The organism is uncultured Chloroflexus sp. (assembly GCF_937951745.1).
Lineage (GTDB): Bacteria > Chloroflexota > Chloroflexia > Chloroflexales > Chloroflexaceae > Chloroflexus.
Window position 1 is genome coordinate 78,427 of record NZ_CALFBQ010000018.1, and the last position, 24,765, is coordinate 103,191.

At 57.6% G+C, this 24,765-nt stretch carries 18 protein-coding genes; 10 read left to right on the plus strand and 8 right to left on the minus strand.

Going from position 1 to position 24,765, the window contains the following annotated elements; all coding sequences use genetic code 11:
• Position 1 precedes the first annotated feature (1 nt).
• A complete protein-coding gene (locus Q1A59_RS05750; protein WP_298404880.1) occupies positions 2 to 1,261 on the minus strand; it encodes a protein phosphatase 2C domain-containing protein in 1,260 nt (419 codons plus the stop codon).
• A gap of 246 nt (positions 1,262 to 1,507) precedes the next feature.
• On the opposite strand from Q1A59_RS05750, the gene Q1A59_RS05755 reads away from it, so the two are divergent.
• The 3 genes from Q1A59_RS05755 to Q1A59_RS05765 all read left to right on the plus strand — a co-directional run bounded on the left by Q1A59_RS05755 (position 1,508) and on the right by Q1A59_RS05765 (position 6,179).
• A complete protein-coding gene (locus Q1A59_RS05755; RefSeq protein ID WP_298404883.1) occupies positions 1,508 to 4,099 on the plus strand; it encodes an FHA domain-containing protein in 2,592 nt (863 codons plus the stop codon).
• A gap of 231 nt (positions 4,100 to 4,330) precedes the next feature.
• Positions 4,331 to 4,876, plus strand: a complete 546-nt coding sequence (locus tag Q1A59_RS05760) for a helix-turn-helix domain-containing protein (RefSeq protein WP_298404886.1) — start codon at positions 4,331 to 4,333, stop codon at positions 4,874 to 4,876.
• A gap of 40 nt (positions 4,877 to 4,916) precedes the next feature.
• Positions 4,917 to 6,179 carry an AI-2E family transporter gene (locus Q1A59_RS05765; protein WP_299644298.1) on the plus strand — a complete coding sequence of 421 codons (1,263 nt, stop codon included), beginning with the start codon at positions 4,917 to 4,919 and terminating at the stop codon, positions 6,177 to 6,179.
• 131 nt (positions 6,180 to 6,310) lie between these two features.
• Here Q1A59_RS05765 and Q1A59_RS05770 read toward each other — a convergent pair whose 3' ends face one another.
• Positions 6,311 to 6,814: an HD domain-containing protein gene (locus Q1A59_RS05770; RefSeq protein WP_298404892.1), complete on the minus strand. Its 504-nt coding sequence runs from the start codon at positions 6,812 to 6,814 to the stop codon at positions 6,311 to 6,313.
• 253 nt (positions 6,815 to 7,067) lie between these two features.
• Here Q1A59_RS05770 and Q1A59_RS05775 point away from each other — a divergent pair, with 253 nt between their 5' ends.
• Genes Q1A59_RS05775 through Q1A59_RS05785 form a run of 3 tightly spaced genes read left to right on the plus strand, consistent with a single transcriptional unit; the run spans position 7,068 to position 8,921 of the window.
• Positions 7,068 to 7,787, plus strand: a complete 720-nt coding sequence (locus Q1A59_RS05775) for an SDR family oxidoreductase (RefSeq protein ID WP_298404895.1) — start codon at positions 7,068 to 7,070, stop codon at positions 7,785 to 7,787.
• A gap of 17 nt (positions 7,788 to 7,804) precedes the next feature.
• A complete protein-coding gene (locus Q1A59_RS05780) occupies positions 7,805 to 8,620 on the plus strand; it encodes a class I SAM-dependent methyltransferase (protein WP_298404896.1) in 816 nt (271 codons plus the stop codon).
• Positions 8,598 to 8,921: a hypothetical protein gene (locus Q1A59_RS05785; protein WP_298404898.1), complete on the plus strand. Its 324-nt coding sequence runs from the start codon at positions 8,598 to 8,600 to the stop codon at positions 8,919 to 8,921. Before Q1A59_RS05780 ends, Q1A59_RS05785 begins: the two co-directional genes overlap by 23 nt.
• On the opposite strand, the gene Q1A59_RS05790 is transcribed toward Q1A59_RS05785, so the two are convergent.
• Both Q1A59_RS05790 and Q1A59_RS05795 read right to left on the minus strand, forming a co-directional pair.
• Positions 8,912 to 9,850: a 1-phosphofructokinase family hexose kinase gene (locus Q1A59_RS05790; RefSeq protein WP_298404900.1), complete on the minus strand. Its 939-nt coding sequence runs from the start codon at positions 9,848 to 9,850 to the stop codon at positions 8,912 to 8,914. The genes Q1A59_RS05785 and Q1A59_RS05790 overlap by 10 nt on opposite strands.
• 190 nt (positions 9,851 to 10,040) lie before the next feature.
• Positions 10,041 to 11,825, minus strand: coding sequence for a SulP family inorganic anion transporter (locus Q1A59_RS05795; RefSeq protein WP_298404903.1), 1,785 nt, complete (start codon positions 11,823 to 11,825; stop codon positions 10,041 to 10,043).
• 427 nt (positions 11,826 to 12,252) lie between these two features.
• On the opposite strand from Q1A59_RS05795, the gene Q1A59_RS05800 reads away from it, so the two are divergent.
• The gene (locus Q1A59_RS05800; protein WP_298404906.1) at positions 12,253 to 12,576 is read left to right on the plus strand and encodes a metalloregulator ArsR/SmtB family transcription factor; all 324 of its coding nucleotides are present in this window, start codon (positions 12,253 to 12,255) and stop codon (positions 12,574 to 12,576) included.
• A 99-nt stretch (positions 12,577 to 12,675) separates the two neighbouring features.
• Here the strand turns inward: Q1A59_RS05800 and Q1A59_RS05805 are convergent, their stop codons facing one another.
• Positions 12,676 to 13,926, minus strand: coding sequence for an acyl-CoA dehydrogenase family protein (locus tag Q1A59_RS05805; protein WP_298404909.1), 1,251 nt, complete (start codon positions 13,924 to 13,926; stop codon positions 12,676 to 12,678).
• 269 nt (positions 13,927 to 14,195) lie between these two features.
• Between Q1A59_RS05805 and Q1A59_RS05810 the strand changes: the two genes are divergently transcribed.
• The gene (locus Q1A59_RS05810; RefSeq protein ID WP_298404911.1) at positions 14,196 to 15,383 is read left to right on the plus strand and encodes an iron-containing alcohol dehydrogenase; all 1,188 of its coding nucleotides are present in this window, start codon (positions 14,196 to 14,198) and stop codon (positions 15,381 to 15,383) included.
• Between the two features lie 35 nt (positions 15,384 to 15,418).
• On the opposite strand, the gene Q1A59_RS05815 is transcribed toward Q1A59_RS05810, so the two are convergent.
• Genes Q1A59_RS05815 through Q1A59_RS05825 form a run of 3 tightly spaced genes read right to left on the minus strand, consistent with a single transcriptional unit; the run spans position 15,419 to position 16,956 of the window.
• A complete protein-coding gene (locus tag Q1A59_RS05815; RefSeq protein WP_066788037.1) occupies positions 15,419 to 15,820 on the minus strand; it encodes an anti-sigma regulatory factor in 402 nt (133 codons plus the stop codon).
• Positions 15,807 to 16,193, minus strand: a complete 387-nt coding sequence (locus Q1A59_RS05820) for an STAS domain-containing protein (RefSeq protein WP_298404914.1) — start codon at positions 16,191 to 16,193, stop codon at positions 15,807 to 15,809. Before Q1A59_RS05820 ends, Q1A59_RS05815 begins: the two co-directional genes overlap by 14 nt.
• Positions 16,194 to 16,242: 49 nt before the next feature.
• Positions 16,243 to 16,956, minus strand: a complete 714-nt coding sequence (locus Q1A59_RS05825) for a diacylglycerol/polyprenol kinase family protein (protein WP_298404917.1) — start codon at positions 16,954 to 16,956, stop codon at positions 16,243 to 16,245.
• A gap of 525 nt (positions 16,957 to 17,481) precedes the next feature.
• Between Q1A59_RS05825 and Q1A59_RS05830 the strand changes: the two genes are divergently transcribed.
• Positions 17,482 to 23,292: a caspase family protein gene (locus tag Q1A59_RS05830; protein WP_299644308.1), complete on the plus strand. Its 5,811-nt coding sequence runs from the start codon at positions 17,482 to 17,484 to the stop codon at positions 23,290 to 23,292.
• 170 nt (positions 23,293 to 23,462) lie between these two features.
• Complete coding sequence (locus Q1A59_RS05835) at positions 23,463 to 24,734, plus strand: alkaline phosphatase family protein (protein ID WP_298404923.1); 1,272 nt, start codon at positions 23,463 to 23,465, stop codon at positions 24,732 to 24,734.
• The last annotated feature ends 31 nt before the right edge of the window (positions 24,735 to 24,765 follow it).

A 24,765-nucleotide genomic window follows, 5' to 3' on the forward strand; every position in this document is an offset into this window, starting at 1 on the left:
CCTAAGTTGCAGATCGGTTCGTAAAGCGAGCGATCGCGACTGAGATATTATCTTGGCCGCCACGCTGGTTGGCGAGTTCGATCAAGGACGTAGCAGCCCGATCTGGTGACTGGCTGACGGCCAAGCGGGCCAGCTCATCATCGCTGACGTGATTGTACAACCCATCAGAGCAGAGTAGCAAAATATCGCCGGATGCCAGTGGTTGGGCGCGCGTATCGGCTGCTAATGGTTGGTCGGCCCCGAGCGAACGGTAAAGGATGTGGCGTTGCGGGTGCGTGCGCGCTGCTGCTGGGCTGAGTTGACCAATATCAACCAAGCGCGCTACGATCGTATGATCGGTAGTTAGTTGTTGCCACGCTGGCGGTTCGCCAGAGCTGCCCGGCGTGATCAGGTAGGCCCGGCTATCACCGACGTGGGCGAGATACGCCCGCCGGCCAATCGCAAGCGCAACCGTCAACGTGGTGCCCATCCCGGCCCGGCGCTGATCAATGCGAGCCGCCGCTGCGACCTGTTCGTGCGCAGTTTGCGCCGCTGCCTGCAACAGCGCCAGCCAGCCATCATCATGATCGGGCAAGGCTTGATTCAATGCCTGTTGCAAGCTGGTTTTGACCGTCTCGGCGGCGATCTGTGAAGCAATCTCACCGGCAGCCGCGCCACCCATGCCGTCGGCGACCAACAACAATGCGCCAAACGGTTCATCGCCGCGGCTCAGGGTGCCGGCATATACCGTATCTTCGTTGACCGCACGCACCTGACCAATGTGGCTACGCACGGCAATTTGGGCTTGCAGCGGCGGTGGCGGGACGCCAGCCCGCCGCGATGGTTGCAGCGCCGCGCCGCACGAGACGCAAAACCGCGCTTGGGCACGGTTGCCGCGCCCGCAGAGCGGGCAGGCAAGCGGGTAACGGCGCTGGACGGGAAGGCGAGTGGTGATTTGCACTGTCTCGCGCCCTTGCGCGATCTGTTGGGCAAGGCTGGCGAGCATTTGCGACAATTCATGCAGCGCATACGCTGCCTGCTCGCGCGCCACCCCGGTGGAACTCTCGTAGCGCCGCCGCCAGAACGCAACCCCCGCTTCCACAAGCGCTACCAAATCATGTAAGCTGATGGTGTCGGTGGTAAGGGCTAATTGCCGTTCGCCGGTTACGATTACTCGTTCGGGGAAGGGATCCAGCGGTGCGCCGCAGTGTGGACAAACCTGCTGGGCTGTCCCGGTTGCTTTGCCGCAAACTCTGCATCGCCCGATATCTTGTGTTGCCACCGCTGATCCTTGTCGCTGCCGAGATGCGTTACGCTGCCTGCGTGATATGACGTTCAGAAAAAGAGACGGGATGCAATGAGGTTCAGGTAACGAGGCCTACCCTCTTGCAACTTGCCCGACCCTCCCAAAGCGCGTTTCATAGTGGATAGCCGCAACGGTTGGGGCGCATCTAGTTGCAAATCATGGTAATCTGTGCTATCACAAGATCGGTTCGAACGCCTCGCATTATAGCATAGGAGCCGTCCTGTGGCGATTGCCCAGCCGCCGTTGTGCCCGTTTTGCCAAGCCCCGCTGGCCCGCGCTGACGCTCGCTTCTGCCCGTCGTGCGGGAGGTCGTTGCCCGCGTCAGCGGCTTATACACCAGCGACAATTATCGCTGCCGGCAGTGCGGTGTTGCATATCAGCGAACCTAGCGTCGAACGTGATGTGGTCTTAGGCGCGCAACCGGTTACGCTTGGGCGCGCCCCGGATAATGATCTAGTCTTGCAGTCGCGTTTTGTCAGTGCTCGCCATGCCCGGATTGAGCCGGATGGTCAAGGCCACCGGATTGTTGATGTGGGCAGCCGCAATGGTCTGCTCTTTGCTGGCCAGCGTGTCACCGAGCGCGTGTTGGCCGATGGCGATGTGATCCGGATTGGCGATCCGGCGACCGGCAATTTTGTCTCATTGACCTACCGCAATGCGGCGTTAGCAACGGCGGATGCGCTGCGTGCGGCTCCGACCCAATTTCCGCTCGATCCTAACGATCCAGAAATAACCATTGGCCGGGTGGGATGTGACATCATTCTCGATAATCCGCAAGTGTCGCGCTTTCATGCCCAGCTTGATCGCACTCCCGGCGGCGTTGTTCTGCGCGATATGGGCAGCACCAATGGCACGTTTGTCAATGGCCAGCGCGTGATGACGCCAGTGTCGCTCAAGGCCGGTGATGTGATCCAGATCGGTGCGTTCAAGCTTGTGTACAACGTTACCAGTCTTGATCGCTACGATCAACAAGGGGTATTGCGCATTGATGCGCGCAATCTGTCGCGGGTCGTTACCCGTAACGGTGTGCAGCGGGTGATTCTCAACGATGTCTCGCTCTCGATTGCGCCGCGCGAATTTGTCGCGATTGTCGGCGGTTCCGGTACCGGCAAAAGTACTCTGATGAAAGCGCTCTGCGGTTATGCTCCCGCCGAGCGGGGGCAGGTACTGGTCAATGGCGATGATTTTTACCGCAATTTTGCGGCTTATCAGGCGGTATTAGGTTACGTGCCGCAAGACGATATTCTCCATCGGGTGTTGCCGGTGCAGCGGGCCTTGGAATATGCCGCACGGCTGCGGTTGCCGGCGGACACTGCCGATAGCGAGGTGAAGACGCGGATCGAGCGCGTGCTCGACGATGTGGAAATGGCGCCGCACCGTGACAAGCCGATTGAGGCGCTATCGGGCGGCCAGCGCAAGCGGGTGAGCATTGGCGCGGAGCTGCTTGCTGACCCTAGCCTCTTCTTCCTTGATGAGCCGACCAGTGGCCTCGATCCCGGTCTCGAAAAGAAGATGATGTATACTCTGCGCCGATTGGCCGACAGTGGGCGCACGGTGGTGCTGGTAACGCACGCTACCGCCAATATCACGCAGTGCGACCACGTGATTTTTATGGCTGGCAACGGGCGCATGGTCTTCTTTGGCCCGCCGGCTGAGGCGCTGCGCTTCTTTCAAATTACCAGCGGCGATTTTGCTGATATCTACACCAAGATCGAGGGAGTGGCCGCTGCCGATCATCCAGTGGTGCAACAAGATCTGCGGGCTGAATATGAGGGGTGGCGAGCGGCCCATCCGGCAGCGCAGACGCCGCCTAGTTTGGCCGAATTATGGGAGATCCGCTATCGTCATTCGCCGTTGTACCAGCAATATGTCGCCAACCGGCTGGCGACAACGCCAAGCGGGCCGCCGGTGCAGAGCAACGCTACCGTGCAGTCGCCGCAGCGCGTGTCGGCGTGGCGGCAGTTTGTCTTGCTCACCCGGCGCTATTTTGACCTGATGCTGCAAGATCGGCGGAACCTACTAATCTTGTTGCTGCAAGCGCCTATCATTGCGTTGCTGCTGCTGTTGGTGGCGCGCAGCGATGCGCTGACTGGTGTGCAGGCCCAAGACCTCATCCAGCGCGGTGAGGCCAAGAAGCTGCTTTTTATGCTGGCAACGGTGAGTGTCTGGTTTGGTATCATTAACGCGGCGCGCGAAATTACGAAAGAACAAGCCGTGTACCGGCGTGAACGGTTGGTGAATCTGCGTATCGGTCCGTACCTCCTCTCGAAAGTGACGGTGCTGAGCGCGCTGGTATTGGTGCAGACGATCGTCTTGCTCGGCATGGTGTTGCTGAAAGTGGCATTGCCGGGTGAGGCCGGCATTCTGTTGCCGCCGCTCATTGAAACGTTTCTCACGCTGGTCTTGTCTTCCAGCGCGGGTATGGCGCTGGGATTAGCTATTAGTGCGGCCTCGGCGACGCCTGATCGGGCGATTAGTCTGGTGCCGTTTGCGCTAATCCCCCAGATTTTGTTTGCCGGCCTCATCTTCACGATCGAAGGGCTAGCTACCCCGCTCTCGTGGTTGACGATCAGCCGTTGGGCGATGGATGCGCTGGGCGCGAGCCTAGATCTTAATCAGTTGTGTAATTTGCCGAATACGGATGATCAGGGTAGTATTCCGTCCGGTTGCACACCGGCTTTTCTCGAAACGGAAGCCGCGTTCAGCCACGATCCAGTGCATCTGGTCGGGCGCTGGTTGGCCTTGATCGGGTATGCGATCGGTTGTTTGGCGATTGCAGCATGGGTGCTGCGCCGTCGTGATCGGATGGTATAATTATCCATCGCATGAACTAATACGTCATTTACATTAATGAAACCTGTGCATTTTTTGCGTCATCCTGCTTTAATATCGTCTAAACCTTTGCTATTACCCCTGTGCAACACCTTGACGTAAGGCTACCGTTGGCGTATAATCACAATTGACAAATTGAAACAGTTGAGATCATGGCAACCGTAGAGCGCGCCGGTTGTGTGCGCTTACTTTTGTATTATTTCGAGATAGTGTATGTCACTCGGACAAAAGATCGGGCGATTGCGTCAGGAGCGTGGTCTGACGCTGCAAGAGGTGTCTGAAGGATCGGGGTTGACCCCATCATTCCTCAGCCGCCTCGAACGTGATAAAGTCAATATTTCGGTGGCTAATCTGCGCAAACTGGCGCAGTTTTTCAGCGTGCAGATGACCCATTTCTTCGAGGGTGAAGATAATCAGCAAGTTGGTCAGATCGTGCGGCCTGCCGATCGGGTGCGCTTGTCGCTTGATGATGCGCCGGTGCAAGTCTTTTCATTGCTGCCACCTAATAGCGATCTTGATGCGCGCTTGATCGAGGCCTATCCCGGTAGCAGCCAGCAGGGTTTCTCATCGCGGGGCAGCCAGATGGTATATGTGCTGGCCGGCAATGTGCGGTATACTTTAGGTGAAGAGCAATATGACCTCGCCGCTGGCGATACGCTCTTCTTTCGTGATGATACGGCCTATAGCTGGACAAATACCGGCAATTCGATCGCAACGATGTTGACGGTCAGTACGTTGAACCCACGTGATGAACGCTGATGCTCGATCGATGCCAAGCCGGTAGTGTTGTAGAGGTTGCATGAACTTCTTCACCCCTGAACGGATCCGTCTTGGTGCGCGCTGGCTGTTAGTCGCTGGTTCGCTCTATCTCATTAGTTGGCTCGTGAGCAACGCCGCCTCGGCGATTACACCGTTTATTTTTGGTGGGGTGCTCGCTTATCTCTTCTTGCCGTTAGTGAATTGTTTTGAGCGGTGGCTGCCGCGCTGGCTGGCAATTCTGTCGGTCTATGTGGTTATCTTCGGCGTTATTGTCGCTGCGATTGCGTTTGTGGTGCCGCCGCTCATTGCCCAGATCGCCGAATTGATCCGCGCGTTGCCGGATATTGCGACGATTCAGCGCGAAGCCAACCGGCTGATTGATGAGTACGAACAGTTGCTGGCTAGCTTGCCGCCACCCGTGCAGGCGGAAGTGCAGAATGCCATTGCCTCAGCCACTGCTGAGGGGTTGAGCACGCTGCGGGCTAATTTCGTGGGCTACTTGCAAGGAATTGGCCAGTTTTTGATCAATAGCGTGCTCTCGGTCTTCAATACTGTGACCTTCCTGCTTGGCTTCTTTCTTGTCCCGTTTTGGCTTTTCTATGTCTTGATGGATGCCCGCGCCGGGCGCGAGTATTTCAACAACTTGATCCACCCGCGCTTGCGAGCTGATGTGTGGGCGATGCTCTCGATCATCAATCACGACCTCAGCGGCTACCTACGCGGCCAGTTGATCCTTGGCACCTCGGTCGGTCTCGCCTCGTGGATTGGGCTTACGGCACTCAACATGGCGGGAATGAAGATTCCGTATACTGTTCTGTTGGCCGTCGTTGCTGGTATCACCGAGTTGGTGCCAGTGATCGGCCCGATTATCGGCGCGATTCCGGCGATCTTGCTGGGGTTGGCTGATTCGCCGACCACCGCGCTGGCGGTGACGATCCTCTACATCGCGATCCAGCAGCTTGAAAATCATATTCTGGTGCCGCGCATCATTGGCGAGAGCGTCGGTGTGCATCCGGCCATCCTGATGGTGGTGTTGGTCGTTTGCTCGCAGGTCTTTGGTCTGCTGGGCGCTATTCTCTCGGCTCCGCTCAGCGCGATGGCGCGCGATCTGTTCTTGTATCTGTATGGGCGGCTCAGCGACCCGCCGAGCCCGGCCGGTGTGTTGCCGGCCCGTTTGCGTCCGGTGGCGGCGTTGGCTGAAGTGATAGCTGAAACTGCTCTGTCGACAGATCAACCGGCTCAAGACGCCCCCCGCTCGCCTCTAGCTGACGAGGTATCTGTCGAGCGATCAAGCAGCGATTGATGCGCGTGCCGTCGATCACGCTCTGCTTGCGTTTGCTGCGAGTGTTGGCGGGGTATCGGTTCGGCATAAATGAGCGACAGGCAATGGCGCCTGTCACTCGTTGTATGAGCCGGTTGGTAGCGGGGCAATTGCTAATGTACCTGCGGTGTTTGGCCGCTCAAGCGCCAACGCGACAAACTGGTGCGCCCAAGCCGGCGCCATAACGAACTGATCAGCCGGCGGCGACGACGGCGAGCGTAACGGGCAGCGTAGAAGGGGTCACTCTGGCAAAGCTGTCGGCGCACGCGCAGGCTGTGCCCCGATAAAAGGCCACTAACAAATGCCCCTAGATCGGCGAGTGATGCCAGTTTATCCGCCACCGCTAATACCCAGCCTTCCCGTGTGGTTGGACGCGGCCCGAAGGGGTACATATGGCTAATGATCGCGGCAGAAACCTCGGCTGGCTCACCGAGTTCGGCAGCAACTCGTGCGGCGATTGCGCCGTGCGTGGTCAGCGTGCCATACCGTGAGTCAAGATCATGGAGGAGGGCGGCGCGCGCGCACGTCACCTGATCGGCACCAAAAAAAGGCGCTAGATAATATGAAAAGTGAACCGAGCGGAGCAGATGATCATGCTTGGGAACACTGTGGTGCATGTGGTGGCGTGTCTCAACAACCCGTGGGTGGTGTAGTAGATCTGCGATTGTCTCCCAGTACATTGCGCCCCTTCTCCTGATGTCGTCATGCCTGTTAAGTTATACCACTTCTTGTTCGCCAACGCAATGGTAGCGCAATGATTCTACCACGGCATTACCATCCTGTTCTGCTGAAAAGGTCTATATTTCAGATATTCCTCAGGTATAATACCTATGGAGCCGTTGTGATGTGGTGATGATCGGAGAAGACACTATGAAATTGAAAGGGCGCGTTGTCATTATTACCGGCGCTTCGAGCGGGGTGGGTTACGCGGCTGCTCGTCTCTTCGCGCGCGAAGGTGCAACCGTGATCGCTGCTGCCCGGCGGCGTGATCGGCTCGAACATCTGGTCAGTATGATTACGACCGAAGGCTACAATGCCTTCGCCATTCCCACCGATATTACGGTGCCAGCGCAGGTGCAGTATCTCGTTGACTCGACCGTGCAGATGTTAGGCCGGATCGATATCGTCCTCAATTGCGCTGGCAATGTCGAGAAGATCGCTCCGCTTGAGCAGTTTACCGATGCCGAATGGCAGGCGGTGATGGATGTTAATCTGAACGGCGTGTTCTACCTGATGCGAGCAGTCGCGCCGTATATGAAGCGCCAGCGTAGTGGGACGATCGTGAATCTCGGTTCACGGGTCGGCAAAATTGGGGTTGCGAATATCGCACCCTTCTGTGCGGCGAAGTTCGCCCTGTCGGGCTTGTCGCAGGCACTAGCCCAAGAGTTGCGCCCGTACAATGTCTTCGTCACCACTGTCTTCTCTGGCATGATCGACGCTGATATTGCCCCGCTCAACCCGGCCGAAGAATTACGCAAACGTTTGATGACGGTCGATGATGTGGCGCAGGCGCTGCTGTGGGTCTGCACCTTGCCGCCAAGTCTGCGAGTTGATGAATTACCCATTATGCCGCGCACTGTCGATCTGTAATTGCGTCGGGAGCTGCTATGGCCGAACAGGCGTCGCGTGAGTGGTGGGAAGAGCTGCTGCAAGTCTATGAGTTTGCCCACTATCGCCAGTATGCCGATGAGTTGACCCGCCGCGAAGTCGATTTTCTGATCGATGCCCTTGGGTTGCAAGGAGTTGAGACGATTCTCGATGTGGCTTGCGGCGGTGGGCGCCATAGCTTGGCATTGGCGGCGCGCGGGTGGACGGTCACCGGCCTTGATGCTGCGGCGCCGGTGATCGACCATGCCCGTGCGGTTGCCGCCGAACGTGGGTTGAACGTGGAGTTTGTCACCGGCGATATGCGGGATTTGCCGTACCGCGAGCGGTTTGATGTGGTGCTACTCATGAATAGCAGTCTTGGCTTTTTCGACGATGCCACGAACCAAGCGGTGCTCAACGGCATTGCCCGCGCGCTCGTGTATGGCGGCAAGCTGGTGGTGCAGTGCCTGAATCCGTACCAGATTAGCCGTTATCTGCACGATTTTCGCAGTGGTTGGTATCCGATCGGCAGTGGGTTTGTCTTGCGTGAGGCGCGTTTTGATCCGCGGCGCGCGACGCTCGAAATCGATTATCGCTATGTTGATGCCAGTCGCGGGATTGATGTCACCCATCCCGGTGATCAGATCCGGCTCTACGGCTTCCCTGAATTGACGGCAATGCTGCGCGCCGCTGGCCTTCGTCCCCTGAGCGTTTTTGGTGATGCGGCCTTGCCGCCGGTGCCCTTTGCGGAAGAGAGTATTTGGCAGGTGGTGATCGCAACTCGCGACCGGCCGGTCATGAGGGAGGCAGAGGATGCAGATCACGCTGATCGGTGAATTTGAAGCGGCTTACCATCCTGAGGCGACGCCAGCGTTGATATTGCATCATCTCATTCGCGGGTATGATGCAGTTGTGCTCAATGCCGATGAGGTAGCGGTGTTGCGCGAATTGCTCGGCGCGGTGCAGAAGCGGATTCGCGAACTCGGCGGCTACCGGTTAATCCTTGGCGCCAGTGGTGATCTCACGTTTTACACCGCGACCGGTCAACGCAGCGCGTATCTGACTGCCGATCAGATGCGCCAATTGGCCCGCCTCATTGGTGCATCTCCGCCGCAGCCGGCTGAGGTTCACCAGTAGCTGATCGCAACCTGAGGCAACAGCCCGTCAACAACTGCACGATTAATCGCGCCGGGCGCTAACGTTTGCGCGTCAGCGACGGCACAGGCGGTTGCGATCCGCAAGGCCTCAGCGAGCGATTCGCCGGTGCTTATCGCTGCCGCAAACCCGGCAAAGAACGAGTCGCCACACCCGATCGGATTATGGGCAGTGATGGGTGGCGGGATTGCGAGTACACCGCCCTCTTTGTCAATGCCCACTGCACCGTGTGCGCCAAGCGTCACTACGACTCTGCTGATACCTTGCCTGTACACATGTTCGACTGCGCGTTGCGCTATCGCTACATTGTCAATGCTCACGTCGAGCAATGAACCCAATTCTGCCCCGTTGACCTTTACCACATCCGGTTTGGCGGCAACTGCCGCCGCTAGCGCCGGGCCGCTAGTGTCAACCATCACTCGGCGACCGCACCGATGCAAGACTTCAATCAGATAGCTAAGCACTGTAGGTGGCGGCCCCGGCGGTAGACTGCCGCAGATGAGATACCAAGCGGTAGGTATGGCCAAAATTCGATCTACGTATTCGCGCCACTCGGATTCACTTACGCACGGTCCAACCTCATTAAGCACCGTTACTCGCTCGGTGGTTGGATCGATCAGCAATGTGCAGATACGGGTTTCGCCACCGATGGTCACCGTATGCATCGGCAGACCCTCTTGCGCGGCAAGCCATGCTACCTGCTGACCGGTTAAACCGCCAAGCGGTGCGCAAACCACGGCATTGACCTCTATTGCTTGCGCTGCACGAGTGACGTTGAAGCCTTTGCCACCAGCAGCAACCTGAACGTCTGACACGCGCCGAATGGTACCGGGTTGTAGTTCCGGTACAATCAAGATCCGATCAAGTGCCGGATTAGGGGTAATAACACAGAGAGTTGATGGTTGAGGCATACCATGTTCACTTAGCGATGAGCAGCGTGTTCATCCAAAGAGCGTTTTCAGTAGTATACCAAAACCGTGTAAGAGGGCTAGTGGGGGTGACCCGTCGGGGCTGCCCGACGGGTTCTGGCGCATGGTTGTTTGTCGGGTGATGAATCGGGGGAGGGGTGACCCGTCGGCTGGCCCCGACTAATAGTTGAGCCTAACCCACCTGCTTTGATGGCTCAGCCGCAGGCGTGGGCGGATTCGTCAGTTGCCCGGCCAGTCGCGCGCGTGCCATCTGCAACACTTGGCAACTCTCGCTATGGGCGTGGCAGCGCGGGCAACCGGCGACCAGCCGCTTTTCGTGCAACTCGATAATCGCGTCCGCCGAACTCCAGTAGATATTGCGTGCGCCGACCAAATCAAACAGACCCGTGCGCCGGAACATCTCGAGCACATTAGGTTGAAGCGCAGTGAAAATCACTTCGCCGCCGCGGGCATGGTGCTCTTCCACGATCTGGTGCAGCGCCTGAATGCCCATCGCATCAACGAGTGGCACACCGCGCATGCTAATGATAATTGTGTGATAATCGCTGGCGGTCTCAAATGCTTCGAGCACCGTTGTCACACTGCCAAAAAAGACTGGCCCGGTCAAGTAGTAAACGTGAATGCTGGGGCAGGTAGCGGTGATCGGCGTTCCTTGCACTTGCAACTGTTGGGGATTAATTGGTGCGCTCGTTACAACGGTGCTAGTGGCCGACTGGCGTAGGTAGATGACTGCCGAAATCGCAATCCCGATCAAGATGGCTTGGGTCAGATCGAGCGCAGCCGTCGCCAGCATCGTGATGAAAAAGCCAGCCAGTGCGTGGCGCAGGCGGGTATTGACGAAGAAGTGAATGCTCTCCCATTCATTCATCCGCCACGCCGTGACCAAGAGTACGCCTCCCAGTGCTGCCAGTGGTACGTAGCGAATAATTGGCCCCAATGCCAACGCACTCGCGAGTAAAAGCAGGGAGTGGATAATACTAGTCAGTCGGGTGACTGCCCCACTTTTGATTGCCACACTGGTGCGTGCAATGGCAGCGGTGGCCGGTACTCCACCGAAGAAAGGGATAAGCAAATTGCCGACCCCTTGTGCGACCAGCTCTTGATTGCTGTCGAACGGTTTGCCGCTCATCGTTGAACCGACGGCGCCGCAGAGCAGGCTCTCGATCGCGCCGAGCGCGGCAATCGAGACGGCTGGTGCCAAGATGTCGCTTAGATGTTCCCACGGAATATGCTCCCATGTTAAGCGATGCTCGAGCAAAATGGTTCGTGGAATATCACCAATAATCGGTACATTCCAGCCTAACCCAACACTCACTACAGTTGCAACGACAATCCCTGCCAACGACGCAGGGATAGTTTTGTTGAAACGGGGCAAGACAAGCATCACCGCAATCACAATACCGGCAATCAGCACAGTGTGCCAATCAGGCATCAGCGGGTGGGTGAAATAGTGCAGCAGTTTTTCGAGGGCATTTTCAGCTTTAGGAGTCTGAATGCCAAGCACATTATCAAGCTGGCCGATCGCGATGATCAGCGCAATGCCGCTGGTAAATCCGGCAATAACCGGTGAGGGGATAAACGCGATGTAGCGTCCTAACCGGGCAATGCCGAGTGCAATCATCATAAGTCCGGCCAGCAAGGTGGCAACCCATACTCCTTCGATCCCGTAGCGCGCTGAAATTGCGATCAAGATCGCCGACATCGCGCCGGTTGGGCCGCTGATCTGGTATGCTGCACCACCTAGACCGCCAATGATCAGACCGGCTAGAATAGCGGTGACGAGACCAGCCGGTGCATCGGCGCCAGAGGCGACACCAAAAGCGAGGGCAAGTGGCAGAGCGACTGCACCGGTGGTGAGACCGGCTAGCACATCGGCACGTAGTGCATTGCCTGAATAACCGGCAAATTCGCGCCGCAAGATGGAGAACAATGGGATTCGATTGAGCGTGCTGTTCATGATGATGCCTTAATCAAAATATGATAATACTTGCATATTATCATATTTGCGAAGTATAGCACTGTTGCCAAGGGCTGTCAACGGGATAACTAGGCGGATTGGAACGAGATGGCTGTTATGGTAGAGCAGCGGAAATTTGCAAGACAGTAGCTCATCTGGCGTAGTTGGTATGCGCTCGCGTTGTCGTATGTCATTGCGAAGGCGGTTTTGGTAAGGCAGCGCCTTGCCAAAACTGGCTGAAGCCATCTCTTGAGCGCGGAGCAATCGCTACGGCGGTCGGCAACTCCACTGAGCGCCCGTTGCCACGCAGAGCTATTTGGTGCAGCGTTCTATCTGGTCTCGTCGTGGGGATACCTTCTCTATCTTGACGGTTGCACACTTTTATGTTACAAGTATCTAAATATTAGAATATTTGAAGAGGTATCCTATGCCGCTGCATCGCTTCAAAGCCGAGTTCTTCAAGGCCCTTGGCCATCCCACCCGGCTCGCCATTCTCGATCAACTGCGCACTGGCGAGCGGAGCGTGCAGGAATTGCAGCAGGCGCTGGCGATCGAGCAATCGAATGTGTCGCAGCAGCTCGCTGTGCTGCGCAATAAGAATATCGTTGATTCGCGTAAAGAGGGTACCACTGTCTACTATCGCGTGCGCGATCCGATGATCTTTCAGTTGCTTGACGTGGCCCGGCAGATTTTCAACAACCATCTGATTGATACCCAAGAAATGTTAGCAACCTTGAGTGAAGAGACGTAATCCTATGGTAGAGACGTTGCACGGCAACGTCTCTCGGCAACATCTCTCGGCAACATCTTTCAACAACGTCTCTCGGCAACGTCTCTCCTGCAACGGTCTCTATTCACCCTCCCACCAATTCGGGTCATACGCCGGCAATTCGCAGCGTAGGTTGGGATACTTACGGTAGCCCATCACGAAATCCGCCTGCAACAGCTCTTGCAGCTCACGGGTGCCTTCGTAGATGATCGCGCCGCGCGCATTGCGCAGATACCGCTCAACCGGATACTCGTCGGCGTAGCCATACGCGCCGTGGATTTGGATGGCGTCGTCGGCAGCTTCAAAGCTGCTCACGGTCGCGTGCCATTTAGCCAGCGTCGTCTCGCGGGTGTTGCGCAAACCCTTGTTTTTCATCCAGCCGGCCCGGTACACCAGCAGCCGCGAGGTGTCGAGTTTGCGCACCATGTGGCTAATCATCCGCTTGACAAGCTGGTGTTCGCCGATCGGCACGCCGAAGGTCTGCCGCTCGCGGGCATAACGGATGCTGGCTTCGAGACTAGCTTGGATCAGGCCGGTTGCTCCGGCAGCCACCGTGTAGCGACCATTGTCGAGCGCAGCCATCGCGATCTTGAACCCCTCCCCCTCTTCACCCAATCGATTCGCGAGCGGCACCCGCACGTCTTGGAAGACGACGCCGCCGGTGTTGCCGGCGCGCACGCCGAGTTTGCCGTGAATCGGGTAGCTGCTCACGCCGGGCATTGTGCGTTCGACGATGAATGCGGTGATGCCGCGTGGGCCTGCTGTCGGGTCGGTCTTGGCAAAGACAAGAAAATTGTCGGCCAGATCGGCCAGACTGATCCATATCTTTTCACCGTTAAGAACGTAGTAATCGCCGTCGCGGCGGGCGGTGGCTTGCATTGCGGCGGCATCGGTGCCGCTGTTCGGTTCGGTGAGACAGTAGGCGGCCAGTTTTTCGCCGCGGGCCTGTGGTGCGAGGAAGCGTTGTTTCTGCTCTTCGGTGCCCCATTGCAGCAGTGAGAGCGAGTTGAGGCCGGTATGCACGCTCATCACCACGCGCAGAAAGCTATCGACTCGCTCCAACTCTTCACATACCACCGCCAAAGCGAGATAATCCATCCCGGCCCCGCCGTACCGTTGCGGAATGCAGATACCGAGTAGCCCTAGCTCTCCCATTCGTTTCAGCACCGGACGCAGATGCGGGCGATCTTCCGGCCCTTCAGCTTTCGCGCCGCTGCGATCCCATTCGCGGATGTGAGGCGCTACCTCGCGCTCGGCGAAGTTGCGCACCGTCTGACGCAGCATGTCGTGTTCAGGGCCGAGAAACATGTCGTAGTTTGCCGTCAAATCCATTGCGATACTCCTTTATATCGGGCCGAGCGGGTCAGCCGCGCTTGCCGCTACACGAATACCTTGATTATACCGTGAGTGGCGATGATGCGTGCCAAGCGGGGCAGTGCAGCAGATGGTGTTTCATTTGGGCGTTTTTTGCGGCTATTCTTCTTTGATCATCGGCAGGCTACCTTTTGACGCAATGTGCACATTGTATTACACTTCAAGGCAATCACGCCGTGTTACTGTCCCACATGTTCGCAATTTACTTACCAGAAAGGAGAGGGCTTATGATGCCGCCACGAGAGTTTATCATGCCCGCGCAGATGGTGATCGGTTCGGGTGCCGTTGAGCAGACCGGCGCGCAGTGCGCCAAACGGGGATGGAAAAAGGCGCTGATTGTCACCGATCAGATTATGCAGAAGATCGGTGTTGTTGGGCAGGTAGAGCAGAATCTGGCCAATCATGGGATTGCCAGCGTCGTGTATGCCGGTGTCAATACCGAACCGGTGGTTGAGTATGTGCAAGAGGCGTTAGCTGCCTATCACGAGGGCGGGTGTGATTTCGTTTTGGCGGTGGGTGGCGGCAGTCCGATCGACACTGCCAAGGCGGTGGCGGTGCTAGTGACCAACCCCGGCTCGATTGAGCAGTACAAGGGGATCGGCAAGATTGCCAATCCCGGTGTGCCGTTGGTCGCTATTCCGACTACCGCCGGCACTGGCAGCGAAGCAACTATTTATACGGTGATTACCGATCAAAAAACCGATGTTAAAATGCTCATCGGCAGCCCGCACCTGATGCCGACGATTGCAATTGTTGATCCCATGTTGACCGTTTCGTCGCCGCCAAGCGTGACAGCAGCTACCGGTGTTGATGCGTTGGTGCATGCGATCGAAGCCTACGTTTCGGTCAAGCGGCAGCCCATGACCGATGTGCTGTGTTTGTCGGCGATAGAGTTAATTTCTAGCAACATCCGGCAGGCGTGGGCAAATGGCAACAACATTGAGGCACGCGAGAAAATGATGCTCGGCGCGACGCAAGCTGGTATTGCGTTCAGCAACTCGTCGGTGGCGCTTGTGCATGGCATGTCGCGCCCGATTGGTGCCTACTTCCACATTGCCCACGGTGTCTCGAATGCGGCCTTGTTAGCAGTGGTGACGGAGTTCAGTCTAGTGGGTGATCCGAAGCGCTACGCCGATATTGCGCGGGCAATGGGTGAGCCGATTGATGGCCTATCGCTGATGGAAGCAGCCGATCGTGCCGTCGTTGCGATCCGCCGACTGGTGCGTGATATCAAGATCCCGTCGCTGCGCCAGTTGGGTGTTGAACGTGAGCGGCTGATGGAGTTAGCGCCGGCGATGGCGGATGCGGCGATCGATAGCGGTAGCCCGGCTAATAATCCGCGCAAGCCAACCAAGCAAGAGATCATCGAATTGTACGCCAAAGCCTACGACGAAGGCGATCGCATAGCCGTCTAGTAATAGCGGAGGGGCACCGCAGTCGCGGCGCCCCTCTACGTGCGCCACTTCCGGCAAACAATCGTTGTCCCAACGCCTTCTTTCGACTTAATATCAAATTCGTCCATCAACCGTTTAGCGCCGGGCAACCCCATCCCCATGCCGCGCGAGGTACTATAGCCATCTTGCATCACCAGATCAATATTCGGGATGCCGGGGCCTTGATCCTCGCAGATAATCTCGATCCCCTTGCGCGACCCCTTCTCAATATCACGTACCGTAACATTGCCAGTACCAGCGTAGAGGAAGATATTGCGCGCCAGCTCGCTTACGGCAGTTGCGATGCGCGCTTGATCAATCGGCCCGAAGCCAAGCGCCTTGGCCATATCGCGAGCCATGGTGCGCGCGATGACAATATCAAGGTCGCTTCGAATGACAGCAGTCTTACTCTGCGCCATCGTCGCTCTCCTCATTGGTCAGTCGCTGCATCATGGCCAACCCCTTTTCGAGGTTGAGCGCCGTGAGCACCCGCGGTAATTCAAGCCCTAGCTCGACCAACGTAATCGCGACCGCCGGCTGCAAGCCGGTAAGCACGACCCGCGCTCCCATCAGGCCGGCCATCGCCGCGATGTCGGCGATGAGACGCCCGATGAAACTGTCAACGACATCGAGCGCCGTCAGATCGATAATCACCCCGCGAGCGCGCGTGTCATGGATCTTTTGCAAAAGATCGTCTTTAAATTGTACTGCGGAGGCATCATGGAGAGCTACCTGAATCGAGGCGATCAGGATGTCTCCAATTTTCAAGATCGGGATGCGAAGATTATCCAAGACGCGCTCCTCATCTCATTCCAGCGAGCGTTGTATGTTCGCCCTCATATTATCGCATACCTGCAAGCACTCCGGCAATGACCGCCCCAGCTAACAATGGCACACTCAGATTGTCGGTGCCGTGTGGTGAGACTCCTTCGGCAACCGTTGCAACGAATGCCGCGGCCACGCTTGCCGCAAGGGCCACCCCCGCCCCGATCGGCGCGCTCTGTGGGCTGAGTGCCGACCCCGGCACCAGCAGCAGGGTGAGGAACATTGCGATCGCACTCGCTGCAAACATTGCAGCCGAGCCTTCAAACGAGCGTCGCCCACGCCCGACTTGGTAGTGATGGCGGCCCCAGCGCTTGCCGATGATTGCGGCGAGAGCGTCGCCCCACGTCATTGCCATTGTGCCGGCGGCGGCAATATATCCACGATCGTCTGGTGAATTGGTGCGCCAGAAGATCAGAAACAAGATCGTGATTGACAAGGCAAAATAGACCGTTCCCGGTGTGCTGTCAGGCGCGTCAACCGCTTCGAGCAGCCGGAAACGGTAAAAAATGAAATTGAGTACGATAAAGGTGGCAAAGGGAATGATGCCGATCGTCCAGTTCTCAAAGAGGGCTAGTACGCCAAACACCCACATTCCAGCGCCAATGTGAACGAACTTGCGGGTGAAATCTTGCGGATAGCCGCGCCAGCGGCGGATGACTTCGGCTATGATAAGAAGACCAAAGGCGTACCCGAACGAGACAAGTAGGCCAATCAGATCGCGTGTACTCATAGTGGCGCCGGTGCTATCGATGGCGAAACTTGCCTCTTATTCTATCCGTAGGCAGGCAAATCGTCAATTGATGACCGGTAGTGGGTATTGTGAATGTTTAATGACAAAAACGAATGAACGAATGGTCACGGGTGATCTCGTGCCGCAGATAGGAGCGCCGCGCGGCGCTGCGGCTCAACCATCACCCGCACGCCGCACGCCACCCGTACAGTCGCGCGTCAGTGCGGCTCCAATTCTGCACGGCAGTGCGGCTCAACCATCAAATGCACCAATATTCCTGCTTTAGAGGCTCAGATAGACTATTAAACCCCCGTTTCTTCTGATAAAATAATGTCTAGATCTCAGCAGATTGAGCTGTACCATTGTATTGTTCAGCGTGAAACGCGAACGAGCCAAGCGTAAGGGGTGGCGTTCTATGCCTGACCGCATTCTCCTGCATGTACTGCGGTTAGCTGCAGAGAGCGAGGATCTTGAACCGACTGCTGTAGTAGTTAATATGACTAATTAAACCTAGCTTACAGTCGTATGACTAGCCGTCCAAGCCTGCCTGATCGCTGCTTTGCCGTTTGTGTTGGCGTGAATGAGTACAATCATGTCTCCGGGCTAAGCGCACTGCGCTACGCCGAGAACGATGCGCGCGCCATGGATGCGCTGCTCAACGATCTGGGCGTACCACCAGAGCATCGTCGCCTCCTTTGTGGCACCGAGGCGACACTGGCCAATGTCACCGCTGCCCTTGATGAGCTATTCGTTGACCGTGCTGGCGTCAATGATTTTCTAGTGTTCTACTTTGCCGGTCACGGCGTACCGGTCAGTTTCGATGATGGTGACCCAGAGGTCTTCCTTGCCTCGTGGGATTTTGACTACGCCCAATTACAGAAAAAGTCGTTTCGAATCAATCAGTCGCTGAGTTTACAACGTCTGCGCAGGGATTATTTTGAGGGTGAAGGCGCGCGTAAGCGACTATTCATCCTCGATAGTTGCTACAGCGGCGATTTTCTTGGTCCCGGTTATCGTGACAACGGGGTAACGCTGGTGCTAAGTGAGGTGAGGCGTCTGCTGCCCGGCAATGCCACTGGGCGGGCGGCGTTGGCTGCTTGCCTACCAAACAAACTGGCTCGTGAAGACGATCAGCTCCGGCACGGTCGCATGACCTACTATGTGCTGCAGGCGCTGTATGGCCACGCTCCTGATGCTCGCGAGCCAGACGGCTGGGTGACGATACAGAGCCTGCATAGTTACCTTGATCGCAACCTCGCGCCATTTCAGCGTCCGGTGCTTAGCGGGCAATTCACGCGCATGCCACTGGTGCACTTTGAACCGCCAGCTCAGTCTACTCCGCTGCCACCGCTTGATCGTGGTGCGTATCTGCAACGGCTTATCGAACTCAACCAGCAGATTGATCTGCGTGGTTTGGGCGGGCCGGTGCAGAAACTGCCGCTTGAACGAGTCTATGTGGCGCTGAAAGCGGATGCTGCGCCGCCTGCTGAACGACGCGCCGCTGCCGGCTATGTCGAGCAACTGGTTTTGTCGCGGGCACCCGATACGTCTGATCCGTACCTCCAGCGGGCATTGATTCGCCAAACGCTGGCCCGTGGTGATCCAATCGCACTCAACCTGCTGCGCCGTTCTGTTGATGGTGACGCTACGTCGCCTGATGGTCGGCCTTCCCGTCTGAACCTCGGCGAGTTGCTGGCGCGCGAGCGGTGGGCAGTACTGCTTGGCGATCCCGGCGCCGGCAAGACCACTCTGTTGCGCTGGACGGCGCTTACCTTTGCGCAGGCATTGTTGGCGGGGCGTGAGCGGGTCGTTGTGCCTGCGGTACAGGTGTACGCTGATGAAGAGAATCCCGATCAGAAGCCAGATGTCGATCTTGGGGCTGCGCGTCTGCCGGTGCTCTTGCGCCTTGCCGACTACGAAGCGGCGCGCTGGGCGGATGGACGAGATACCAGCTTGACCATTGCTGCGTTTCTAGGCCGTCAGCCTTGGCTAGGCCAGCCGCTGTTCGCTCATGCCGAGCAGGGGGAACGGCTCTTGCACCAAGCACTGACTCACGGTCAGGCGCTGATCCTGTGTGATGGTCTCGATGAGATTGCCGATCAGACCCGGCGTGGGCGGGTGGTAGATGCGCTGACCGCATTTATCCACGAGTATGTACGTGATCCGGTGAGTGGCTACTGTCCGGTTGATGAGGATCGAAACACCGATTGGACGCTACCGGCCGAACACGGCGGCAACCAAATTCTTATTACCAGCCGCATCGTTGGTTATTATCTGGCCCCCCTGCCCGCCACTATTCCGCATTATACCGTCGCCGAGCTAAGCGAGGTGGCTATCCGGCGCTTCTGCACAGCGTGGGGGAGTGCAGTGGCCGTAGCAACCGGTGATGCTGACCTACCGGCGCGTGTTGCGACCCTCGCGCAAGCGCTCGTTGATCGGCAGCGTCCCGATTTGCGCGAATTAGCCGGTAACCCACTCTTGCTGACCGCTTTGATCGCCCAATACGGTGCAGCGCCGACCGATCTGCCCCGCCGCCGGGTTGAACTGTACGACCGGGTGACCGATGCCTTTTTGCGGCACCGCCCTGATGCGCTCGTCGCAATCGGGATGAAACACTATGAACTGCGCTATGCGCTGGCACAGGTGGCGCTACGGTTGCACGCCGATGCTGACCATCCCACCGGTTTCGTTTCCTACGACGAGTTGCATGACTGGTTGACCACGGCGCTGAAAGCGATTGCACCTTCACCGGAAAGGCAGCGGCGTGCGCGGATCGATGCTGAAGCAATCATCACGTATGTGCGTGAGGCGGCCGGGTTGTTTATGGAGCGTTGTGAAGGTATCTACGCCTTCCTCCACCGCAGTTTTCAAGAATATTTTGCAGCGCTAGCGTTGAGTTGGGACGATACCGAGGCAGCACAGGCGATTACTGCTCGTCTCGATGACCCGGCGTGGCATGAGGTGCTGATCCTTGCCATTGCTAATCTTAGCCGTACTAAGCAAAAGCTGACAACACTAATGCGGGCACTGATTAACGCGCCTGAACCGGCGCCGGGAATCTTGCCACGCAATGCACTGTTCATCGCTCGCTGTGTTGGTGAGCTGATCACTCCGCCGCCAGCAGAAGTCGTTGCCGAAGCGGTAGTACAGTTGGTGACTGCCTGTGCTCCCCATACATGGCCTGCCACGATCGCTGACGATACGCCCGCACCGTTGCGTGCAGCAGTGGTGACAGCATTAAAACAACTGTGGTCGCAATCCGGCGCTGTGAAAGGCATGGTTCAGGTGATGACCGATCCTGATCCAGCTCGCCGCTTCGCTGCCATTGATCTTCTGCTGGAATGTGAGCTGACACACCCTGATCTTGTACCGGTGCTGATTGTTGCAGGCCGTGATTTCGTCGAACCGACAGCAATCTTGCTCAAGGCTATCGAGCGGTATGCCGAGGTATATCCCACTGCCTTCACCCCAGCATTGCTACCGGTGCGTCGCTGGCTGCACGCCGGAGACGACGGGATTGATCCGGCGTGGCGCATGCTGATCCGTGCCGTCTATAGCTTGGGATGGCGTGCGCCAGATGTGCCGCTGAACGCCGCTGAGGTGATGCTTGACTCGCCGCTCACCCCGCTGCTCGAACCGCTCTGGCAGCGGCGGGCCGCGCCGGCAGATCTGATCACGGCATTGGAAACTTACCGTGCGTCTACAACTGATCACGCGCTGATGCGTGATGTGGCTTTGGCGTTGAGTATCCTCACGGGTGCTGATTGGCGCGATCTACCGCTGCCGGTGCAACGCGCTGTTGCAGGACGCATTATTCAGCGTTGGCTTACTACTATCGCACGCCTAGAGGAACCTCTTTTCCATACCCTTTATCTTAATCTCAATCTCGACCTCGTCCGCACTCGCGATCGCGCTACTGATTTCGACCTCAGCCTCGACTTTGCCCGCTCTCGTGCCTACGCCCTTTCCCATGCTCCTAGCCGCTATGTTCGTGTCCCCGATCGTCCCTATGTTCGCACCTACGCTTTCGCCCGTGCCTATGCCTGCGCCGCTGCTCGCGCTCGTATCCGGGCCGCTGCTCGCGCTCGTATCCGGGCCGCTGCTCGCGCTCGTGTCCGGGCCGCTGCTCGCGCTCGTATCCGGGCCCGTGCTATTGCCCACACTCTCGTCCGTTTTCACGCCATTGTCCTCGCCTTTAGCCGTGCCATCGACCGCGCTCGCACCCTCGACGGCGATCTCGATCATGCCCTTGCTCGTGTCCGCATTCGTGCTCATACCCGCGCACAAGCCCTTATCCTCGCGCGCACACGTGCCCGTGCTCTTGCCCGTACTCGTGTGCGTACTCGTGCCCGTGGGCGGGCCCGTGCCCTTGCCCGTATCCTTATCCTTACCCGCGTCCGTGCTCATGTGCGTGCCCGCGCTCGCAACCTGCTGAATACGATATGTGTTCTGATCGGTCAGTATTTAGATCGGGCTTTAGTAGAAACAGGCGTCGATCACGTATCGATTGCTCAGGCGCAGGCAGCGTTGCCCGATGTGCGCGCATTGGTAAATGAACATGGAGTGAGCGAGTGGCAGTTGGCGGTGGATGTGTTGGCAAATCAATTGGTGCAGCCTGATGGTGCGGTGTTTGATGGTCGACGAAGGCTGACTCTGTCGGCAGATGTGACCTTGCCGTTAACAACCGAGCAGCATGCAGCCTTAGCACTGCCGAATGAGGTAAAGAAGCGGCGTGCTGTGCTGGCGCAGGTACGTGGCTGGCTTACGAGTGCCGATCCGGTCGCGCGCGCGAGTGCCAGTCTGCTGCTGCTTGAAGCCGGTGAGCGCACACCGGAATCGGTTGCTGCCGCATTAGATCTGTTGACCAGCCCACATGATCTGTTCCGCTACCGGGCGTATCGGGTGCTCGTGCGTGATAGTAACGCCGATGAGTGGTCGTTGTCAGCAATCGAGCGGCTAGCACAGGTGGCGCAGGAAGGGCATACGATTCTTGAGGGACATCTGCGCACGATGTATGCCGGCTGGGCGTTGCAGCGGATTGAGTATACGGACGCTGCTTGGATCACCGACTGGATCGCGCGGTCTGATGCGGGTGATCGGGTCAGTCGCTACATACTCGGCTCGATCCATCGCCTTGCTGAGGGGTGCTGGCCCCCACTACTAGACAATTTGCGCATCGCAAGTCCCGACACGCAGGCGGCAATTCTCACTTCGCTCTACTGGCTCTTGCAGGCCACACCGCCTCGGCATCCGCACCTATCGGCTACGGTGGATGTTCTGCTTGGCCTGAGTGCCGCGCCGTCGCCGGTTAGCGCGATGGCGCTGCGAGCATTAGGCTCTGCCCGCGCTCTTAGTGCAGACCAGACGGCACAGCTCTGTCAATTGGTGGAGCTGTCTGAACCGCCAGCGGCGCTGTGGGCAACGTTGGCTCGGTTGAGTAGCTTGCCCAACACTGACACTATTGCCGTTACTCTCGCTGCTGCGCCGGACATACCGGCCGTGCGTGCTGCGCGGGTACGACGGGCGGTGCAGCAGGGTATTGCGGCAAAACGGCAAGCTATCTCGTTGGCGGAACTGACTGCAATTGTTCCTAAACCTGCTGATTGCCTTGCAGCGTTGCTGGCAGCGGGGGCTGATGAAGACCGGTGGAGTGATTACCATGAGCGGATTGCCGACGCCATTCGCGACCTGCTCGCTATCCATGACTGCCTCTTACCAGAGCTGCTTGCCCGGTTGCGAAATACTGACGCCGGATGGCCTTCGCAACGGATTGCATTGGCAGCGTTGGCACGCTGTGCAACCGCGATGCCTGAGTGGTTCAACGCGCTGGCCGCCAGTTCTGATCTGGTGTCACTATTGCTGAGCAGCGCCGTGAGTCAGGTGAGTTTCGATGCGCGTCGCTTTGCTATCACTGCCCTTGCCGCGCTACGCGAAATAACCGGTGAAGTGCTGACGGCACTCTTCCGACTCGTCGGTGACATTGTGGAATTGCAAAATGATATCATCGATGCAGCACGGCGCTTCAATCGGCTGCACCGCGACCTCGGCGAGCGGTTGCCAGACGAGTTGGTACAGGCGCTTACCGGCGAAAGCGCCGTTCGTGCCTATGTTGCCGCACAAGTGCTCGAGGCGCTTGGCACGTCAACGGCCACTATGATCACACCCGGTCTACGCCGCCAGATCGTTGCACTGTTGGCCGATGCCCTACGTGATCCACGCAGTCGGCGCAGTGTCTGGCGTTGGAATGGGAGTGACATTGAAGAAGCTGGCACGCTCAATCAGTCCTTCTACCGCGCATTGCTGCGTGTAGCAGGATTCAAAGTAGAGAAGGAATGAATACTGTGCATGGAGACTGCTCGTGGGTCAAGTCCATGAGGGGCGCTCCTTTATGTGTGTTCCAGCAGGTGGTCTCTCGTTTCGGACGATAGGGTTGCTTGTCGGGGGTATATCGCCCATACACGCGGCAAGGTGCTACTATCAGGTCAAGTATCGTCAAGGAGTGTCTAATGCTTATTGCCGAATCGACTGCTGCTGTCACCGCCGCGTTTCACGCTGATGGGTACGTTCGCCCATTGTACGACACCTTCGGTTTTGCCCGGATTCCAGCGACGATTGAGCACCTGTTAACCGGTGCTGACACAAATGGTTTGCCGTCGGTTGCCTTAGCAGGTTTGCCGGAACATCCCCAGACGGTGGTGCTCGTGTTGCTCGACTCGTTTGGCTGGGAGTTTTTTCATCGCTTTGTCGAGCATGCGCCGTTTTTGCGTCGGTTCCTGCACGAAGGGCGGATCAGTCAATTAACCAGTGCGTTTCCCTCAACAACTGCGGTGCATGTCACCCTACTGCATACCGGCTTAGCCGCCGATCAGAGTGGCATCTACGAATGGCATATCTTCGTGCCTGATTTGCAAGCGGTGATCGGTTCACTCCTCTTTTCGCCGGTGTTTGCCCGCGAGCCTGATGGCTTAGCCGCGTATGGCGTTGATCCAGCGCTGGTCTATCCAACCGAACGGTTTTATCGCCGTCTGAGCGCTGCTGGAGTAACGAGCACAGTGTTGTTGCCGGCACCACTGGCCCATTCCGTCTACACACGTACTATGTGCAACGGCGCGCTGGTTGTGCCATTTCAACATCTCGCCGATGCAGCGACGCGGTTGCAGTATTTGTTTGCTCATCAGCACGGGCCAACATTCTATTCACTCTATATCGATTCGATTGATGCAGCAATGCATGAACACGGGCCGGAGTCGGCAACGGCGATGGCTACCATCGAGACGGTGCTAGCTCATCTTGAACAACATCTGCTGTCTGCGCTACGTACCGCGCCACAACCGGCATTACTCTTGCTGACCGCCGATCATGGTCAGATCGCCGTCGATCCGCAGCAGGCGATTGTACTCAATCAACGGTGGCCCAAGCTCGAACAGTACCTGCGCCGTGGCGGGGATCATCACCCACTACCGCCGTCTGGGTCGCCCCGAGTGACGATGCTTCACGTGCAGCCGGGAGCAGTGGCCGAGGTGCAAGCGCAATTGCAACAGCGTCTCGCCGATAGTGCTACTGTGTTGCCGACCGCCGATCTGCTAGCGGCTGGCTATTTTGGCCCGCAACCGGGTGAACGGTTGCGATCGCGCTTGGGTGAACTGACAATCTTGCCAGCGCCCGGTAAGGCAATTATCTGGGAATATCCCCGCGCGCAGCCCTTTGCACTGCGTGGCTTGCACGGCGGCTTGACGCCGGTTGAGATGTTGACTGAGTTGGCGGCACTGGCGTTGTAGTATGCCTCTTGCGCAAGTGTGATAAGATAAC

Bases quoted from the DNA above. Each gene is read 5' to 3' on its own strand.
- Q1A59_RS05760 (WP_298404886.1), top strand. From the start codon at position 4,331: ATGTCACTCGGACAAAAGATCGGGCGATTGCGTCAGGAGCGTGGTCTG.
- Q1A59_RS05765 (WP_299644298.1), top strand. From the start codon at position 4,917: ATGAACTTCTTCACCCCTGAACGGATCCGTCTTGGTGCGCGCTGGCTG.
- Q1A59_RS05770 (WP_298404892.1), bottom strand. From the start codon at position 6,814: ATGCACCACAGTGTTCCCAAGCATGATCATCTGCTCCGCTCGGTTCAC.
- Q1A59_RS05775 (WP_298404895.1), top strand. From the start codon at position 7,068: ATGAAATTGAAAGGGCGCGTTGTCATTATTACCGGCGCTTCGAGCGGG.
- Q1A59_RS05780 (WP_298404896.1), top strand. From the start codon at position 7,805: ATGGCCGAACAGGCGTCGCGTGAGTGGTGGGAAGAGCTGCTGCAAGTC.
- Q1A59_RS05785 (WP_298404898.1), top strand. From the start codon at position 8,598: ATGCAGATCACGCTGATCGGTGAATTTGAAGCGGCTTACCATCCTGAG.
- Q1A59_RS05790 (WP_298404900.1), bottom strand. From the start codon at position 9,850: ATGCCTCAACCATCAACTCTCTGTGTTATTACCCCTAATCCGGCACTT.
- Q1A59_RS05795 (WP_298404903.1), bottom strand. From the start codon at position 11,825: ATGAACAGCACGCTCAATCGAATCCCATTGTTCTCCATCTTGCGGCGC.
- Q1A59_RS05800 (WP_298404906.1), top strand. From the start codon at position 12,253: ATGCCGCTGCATCGCTTCAAAGCCGAGTTCTTCAAGGCCCTTGGCCAT.
- Q1A59_RS05805 (WP_298404909.1), bottom strand. From the start codon at position 13,926: ATGGATTTGACGGCAAACTACGACATGTTTCTCGGCCCTGAACACGAC.
- Q1A59_RS05810 (WP_298404911.1), top strand. From the start codon at position 14,196: ATGATGCCGCCACGAGAGTTTATCATGCCCGCGCAGATGGTGATCGGT.
- Q1A59_RS05815 (WP_066788037.1), bottom strand. From the start codon at position 15,820: ATGGCGCAGAGTAAGACTGCTGTCATTCGAAGCGACCTTGATATTGTC.
- Q1A59_RS05825 (WP_298404917.1), bottom strand. From the start codon at position 16,956: ATGAGTACACGCGATCTGATTGGCCTACTTGTCTCGTTCGGGTACGCC.
- Q1A59_RS05830 (WP_299644308.1), top strand. From the start codon at position 17,482: ATGACTAGCCGTCCAAGCCTGCCTGATCGCTGCTTTGCCGTTTGTGTT.
- Q1A59_RS05835 (WP_298404923.1), top strand. From the start codon at position 23,463: ATGCTTATTGCCGAATCGACTGCTGCTGTCACCGCCGCGTTTCACGCT.